Here is a 5,055-nt window from a genome sequence, read left to right as displayed (position 1 = left end):
GCGACCGGAAGCGGTTCGCCGCTGATCATGGATTCATCGATCGCGCTCGATCCCTCCTCGATTTCGCCATCGACGGTAACCTTGTCGCCGGGTCGAACGCGCAGACGATCGCCTGTGGTTAGCTGATCGAGCGGCACCTCGCGCTCGTCGCCTGAGCCAAAGATCTTGACCGCGCTGGGCGGTGCCAGCTCGAGCAGTGCGCGCAAGGCGCTCGAGGTCGAACCCCTGGCCTTGAGCTCGAGGACCTGTCCGAGCAGAACGAGCGTCGTGATGACCGCTGCCGCCTCGAAATAGACCCCGACCCGTCCCGAATGGTCGCGGAACGCTGCAGGGAACAGATCGGGCGCGACCGTCGCCACGACGCTAAAAAGATAGGCGATGGCCACGCCGAACCCGATCAGGGTGAACATGTTGAGATTGCGCGTCTTGAGCGACTGGATGGCCCGAACGAAGAACGGCCAGGCGCCCCATAGAACCACCGGGGTTGCGAGCGCAAATTGCGCCCACTGCGCCCAGGCCGGTTCTATCAGACGGTCGAAACTGAGCCCCGGTGCCATGTCGCTCATCGCATAGACGAACAGAGGCAGCGTGAGCAGCGCGCTCCACCAGAACCTACGCAGCATGTCGACCAGTTCGGGGTCGGGGCCATCGCCCAGCGAAACGGTTTCCGGTTCGAGCGCCATGCCGCAAATCGGGCATGAACCCGGCCCGGGCTGGCGGATTTCAGGGTGCATCGGACAGGTGTAGATCGTGCCTTCGGGCACATCCTCGACCGCGTCGAGATGCGCGCCCGAGAGATAGAGCTCGGGATCGGTGACGAACTTGTCGTGACAGCGCGGCGAACAGAAATAGTGTGTCGCGCCCTCATGCGTCGCGATATGCTGAGCCCCGTCGATTGCAACGCTCATGCCGCATACCGGGTCGATCGCGGTACCCTCGATCACACTCTGGTCCTTGCTCATCGCCTGTCCTTTCTAGCTCTTCACGACTACGAACTGCCCCATCATGCCTGCATCCTCGTGTTCGAGAATGTGGCAGTGATACATGTAGGGCAGGTCTGGGTCGGTGTGTTCTTCAAAACGCAGGAGAAGGCGTACCTGCTCGCGCGGGTTGACGATCACGGTATCCTTCAAACTGGTTTCCAATGGTGGGGGCGCTCGGCCATCGCGGTCGATCACACGAAACTGGACGTTATGGATATGAAACGGGTGGGCCATCATCGAAGCGTTGGCGATCTCCCAGATTTCCCATTGGCCGACTGGCACACGTTCGTTGATCACATTCATGTCCATCGCAGCACCGTTAATGGACATTCCGCCGCCCATCATGCCCATGTCGAGAACGAAACGCCGGGTTCGGACGGCTGACGACGGGTCGGTTGGAGCAAGCGATGCCAGTTGTGTCGGCACCCTGATGCGCTGGGCCGAACTTGCCGGCCTGATATCGAGGATTTGAAACACGTCTGCGGAAGCATCGCCGCTATCGCCGCGCCCCATCATCCCGCCGCCCATCATTCCGCGTCCGCCCATCATGCCCATGGCGTTTTCGGGACTGCTGGCAAGAAGGCGAAGCGGGCGTCCTTCCGAGAGATCGATAATTACCTGCGCGCGCTCCCCCGGGGCGAGCCTGACCGAGCGGACGATGTGCGAACGATCGAGCAAGCCGCCATCGCTCGCGATCAGTTGCATCGAACGATCACCTTCGAGCGAAAAATCGTAAAGGCGGGCGTTCGATCCATTGAGGATGCGCAGCCGCAATTGGCCTGTCTGTGCGTCGAACACAGCGTTTTCAGTGCCGTTGACGAATATCCGGCTCCCGCGCACGCCCATCATCCGCGCGTGCATACTCAGCGGGTACACCAAGCGGCCGGATCCATCGATCACGCGGTCCTGCACGATCAGCGGAATGTCGTCGACGCCATAGTCGCTCGGCAAGTCGAGGCGCTCTTCCTCGTCGTCGCGAACATAGATCGGTGCGGCGAGCCCGGCATAGACCTGCGGCCCGGCTCCGCGCTCCAAGTGTGAATGATACCAGTAGAGCGAAGCCCGCTGGCGAACTTGGAAAGAAGGCCTCCAGCGTTCGCCGGGACGGATCAACTGATGCGGTCCGCCATCGGCTGCGGCAGGAAGTTCGAAACCATGCCAATGGACCGTAGCGCCTTCGGCCAGCTTGTTGTCGATATGGAACTGCACCCACTCGCCCCGGCGCATTTCCAGCGTCGGTCCCAGATAGGGTGCGTCGATGCCGATGGTGGGCGAAGCAACACCGGTGACGAATTCCTTCTGGCCTGGGGTCAAAGACAAGCGGAAAACCCGTGCGCCCTGCTCAATCTCGCCACGCTGCAAGGGCGGTATAGCGAGCAAATTGGATCCGTCAGTGCTGTCCAGCATCGATGCGTCTTGCGCTTTGCATCCCGCAAGCGGGAACGCGGCAAAGCCTGCAGCAGCAAAACCAGCGCTTTTGATCAGTGTGCGGCGGTCCACGGGGAATGCCTGGGTTATGCGGGGTGTCCGGATCATGCTCCTCCTGTTTCGCGATGGGCGGCACCAGATTTGCCTGGCACCGCCCAACCGATTTACTCCTTCGTGATCGACGTGATCACACTGCCTTCAGAACCAGTACGAAATTCAAAGGCAATGCCCTCACCGACGCTTACTTCGCTGCGCAGTTGCTCATCGGCTTCGAACGCCATGGTCATTGCCGGCCATTCGATTGCGGGAACCGGGCCGTGGTCGACGGTGATCGTACCCGCTTCGGCGTCGATGGCGGTGACGGTGCCTTGCGCACTCGCGGACTGCATTGCGTTGCCGGTATCCGCCATCGGCATATCCTGGCCGTCCATCATCATTGCATCTTCAGCCATCGGCATGTCCTCCATCTCGGCAGTGTCCTGGCCAGAATCGCAGGCTGCCAGCGCCAGCGGCGCGGCCAATAGGGTTATGAGGGTTGTGTGACGCATTCTTCTTCTCCTTGGGGTTGGGTTGGCCGTTCCGGCCGGGGACGACGCAGCAACAGATAGGCTGCGGGAAGCACGAACATGGACAGGAGCGGCGCGGTGATCATCCCGCCGATCATCGGCGCGGCGATGCGGCTCATCACTTCGGAGCCAGCCCCAGTGCCGATCAGGATCGGAAACAGGCCGGCGAGGATGACCGCGACGGTCATTGCCTTGGGCCGGACGCGCAACAATGCCCCTTCACGGATGGCGGCGGAGACTTCCTCCGCATCCGGGTCCTCACCGCGCCGCTCCAGCGCAGCTTTCAGATAGATCAGCATGATGACGCCAAATTCGGCTGACACCCCGGCCAGCGCGATGAAGCCGACGGCGGTCGCGACCGACTGGTTGTATCCCATCAGGTAAAGCAGCCAGAAGCCGCCTGTCAGCGCGAACGGCAAGGTGCCCATGATGAGCAGCGCCTCGTCGAACCGGCGGAAGATCAGGTAAAGCAGCAGGAATATGATCGCGAGCGTAGCCGGAACGACGATCTGCAGACGTTCGTAGGCCCGCGTGAGATATTCAAACTGCCCGGCATAGGACAGGCTGACGCCCGGAGGCAGATCGACCTCGGCCGCGATAACCTCCTGCAGATCGCCAACCACAGAAGACAGATCGCGCCCGCGCACATCGATATAGACATAGCTTGTGGGACGGCCCTGTTCGCTCTTGAGCATGGGCGGGCCGCTGGTCACACGCACCTGCGCAACGGTACCAAGCGTGATCTGCTGACCAGACGGGGTCAGCACCGGCAGATTGCGCAGCTCGTCGACACTGTCGCGGATCTCGCGCGGATAGCGAACATTGATCGGGTATCTTGCGAGGCCTTCGACTGTACGGGCCACATTGGCACCGCCAATTGCGCCGGAGACGATCTGCTGCACGTCGGCGATGTTGAGACCGTAGCGGGCCGCTTCCAGCCGGTCGATATCGACATCGACATAGCGGCCTCCCGACAGCCTTTCAGCCAGCGCAGAACTGACGCCGGGAATGTTCTTTGCCGCCTGTTCGATCTGGAGCGCGACGCGTTCCAGCTCGCCGAGATCTTCGCCCGAAACCTTGACCCCGATCGGGCTCTTGATCCCGGTTGCGAGCATGTCGATCCGGTTGCGGATCGGCGGCACCCATACATTGGCAAGGCCAGGCACCTGCACGGCGCGGTCCAGTTCCTCGACCAGCATATCCGGTGTCATGCCCTCGCGCCACTCATCGCGTGGTTTGAAGCGGATGGTCGTCTCGAACATTGTGAGAGGGGCGGGATCGGTGGCGGTATCGGCGCGCCCGGCCTTGCCGAACACGGTTTCGACTTCCGGTACGGTCATGATCAGCCGGTCGGTGCGCTGTAGCAGCGCTGACGCCTCTCCGGGAGACAATCCAGGCAGGGCGCTGGGCATGTAGAGCAGGTCGCCTTCGTCGAGCGGCGGCAGGAATTCGCCGCCAAGCCGCGAGAAGGGAACGAGCGTGGTCAGGAAGACCAGCCCAGCGATGACCAAAGCGGTCTTCGGGCGGCGCATCACCCAGTCTAGCCCGGGCCGATAGGCCCGGGTCAGCACGCGATTGACCGGGTTGCTGTCCTCTGCCGGAATCTTTCCGCGCACCAGCCATCCCATCAGCACCGGAACCAGAGTGATCGACAGGATCGCAGCAGCCGCCATGGCATAGGTCTTGGTAAAGGCCAGCGGTGCGAACAGCCGTCCCTCCTGCGCCTGCAAGGTGAACACCGGCAGAAACGACAAGGTGATGATCAGCAGGCTGAAAAACAGCGCCGGGCCGACTTCCTTCGAGGCATCCGCGACGATCCGCCAGCGCTCCTGGACGGACAGAACCGTGTCAGGGTTCTCCTCGGCCCAGCGCTCCAGATGCTTGTGGGCGTTCTCGATCATCACCACCGCAGCATCGACCATCGCGCCGACCGCGATGGCGATCCCGCCAAGAGACCTGATGTTCGCGTTTACGCCCTGAAAGCGCATCACGATGAAGGCCGCGAGCACGCCGAGCGGAAGGGTGACGACCGCGACGAGTGCCGAGCGCGCGTGCCACAGGAACAGCAGGCACACCAG

At 62.2% G+C, this 5,055-nt stretch carries 4 protein-coding genes; all 4 read right to left on the bottom strand.

Annotation, left to right across the window (positions count from 1 at the left end; all coding sequences use genetic code 11):
* A partial coding sequence (locus ACEQXE_RS06620) for a heavy metal-binding domain-containing protein (RefSeq protein ID WP_370178150.1) occupies positions 1-962 on the bottom strand: 962 nt, incomplete at its 3' end.
* Positions 963-974: 12 nt separating this feature from the next.
* Positions 975-2,303, bottom strand: coding sequence for a multicopper oxidase family protein (locus ACEQXE_RS06615; RefSeq protein WP_225982094.1), 1,329 nt, complete (start codon positions 2,301-2,303; stop codon positions 975-977).
* Positions 2,304-2,575: 272 nt separating this feature from the next.
* A complete protein-coding gene (locus ACEQXE_RS06610) occupies positions 2,576-2,959 on the bottom strand; it encodes a copper-binding protein (protein WP_225982093.1) in 384 nt (127 codons plus the stop codon).
* On the bottom strand, positions 2,938-5,055 hold a 2,118-nt coding region (locus ACEQXE_RS06605; RefSeq protein ID WP_370178149.1), incomplete at its 5' end, for an efflux RND transporter permease subunit. The genes ACEQXE_RS06605 and ACEQXE_RS06610, both read right to left, overlap by 22 nt.

It is taken from the genome of Alteriqipengyuania sp., from assembly GCF_964222115.1.
Taxonomy (GTDB): Bacteria; Pseudomonadota; Alphaproteobacteria; order Sphingomonadales; family Sphingomonadaceae; genus Alteriqipengyuania.
The sequence above is the reverse complement of the archived record's forward strand: the minus strand, read 5'-3'. Positions and strand labels throughout refer to the sequence as shown.

Bases quoted from the DNA above. Each gene is read 5' to 3' on its own strand.
- ACEQXE_RS06610 (WP_225982093.1), bottom strand. From the start codon at position 2,959: ATGCGTCACACAACCCTCATAACCCTATTGGCCGCGCCGCTGGCGCTG.